This window comes from Halorubrum sp. SD690R, from assembly GCF_005435035.1.
GTDB classification, from domain to species: domain Archaea; phylum Halobacteriota; class Halobacteria; order Halobacteriales; family Haloferacaceae; genus Halorubrum; species Halorubrum ezzemoulense.
This window is the reverse complement of the sequence record NZ_SGTV01000132.1, coordinates 1-416: the sequence shown is the minus strand read 5'-3', so window position 1 is coordinate 416 and position 416 is coordinate 1. Positions and strand designations below refer to the sequence as shown.

Genomic DNA, 416 nt, shown 5'->3' with positions numbered 1-416 from the left:
CGTCGACGCCGACGACGAGGTCGTCGATCCACTGTTCGATTGTACTGTTCATCTCGTCGGATCGCGTGTCGGTCTGGTCGAAGGAGACCGACGAATCACTGGTCGTAGCCATTGTGTTCACCGAACCAAGTTCACGGCGACTGCGTCTGCTCAGACCGCGCCGCACCCCTCAGGGGCGTTCAAAAACCGCTCTGTCGGTCAGCGGAGCTCGTGGCGTTCGTCCGTAAAGCCAACCGAGACGAGGTACTCGAGGAACTCGTCGAATCGCTCGACGTCACTGGGCGTGTCGGTCGCAAGATGACGGGCCCACTCGATGGCCCACTGGAAGGCGGGATCCGTGCCGCCCTTGCCGTGAATGTACCACCACCGGGCCGCTTTCAGCACGACCAGCGGATTCGTCGGCGGCTGCTCACCGG

2 pseudogenes are annotated in these 416 nt (G+C 62.7%); both read right to left on the bottom strand.

What is annotated here, in order from left to right:
* A pseudogene (locus EXE41_RS19810) lies at positions 1-112 on the bottom strand (DUF955 domain-containing protein); the annotation flags it as partial.
* Positions 113-198: 86 nt separating this feature from the next.
* Positions 199-416 (bottom strand): annotated as a pseudogene (locus tag EXE41_RS18730) (hypothetical protein); the annotation flags it as partial.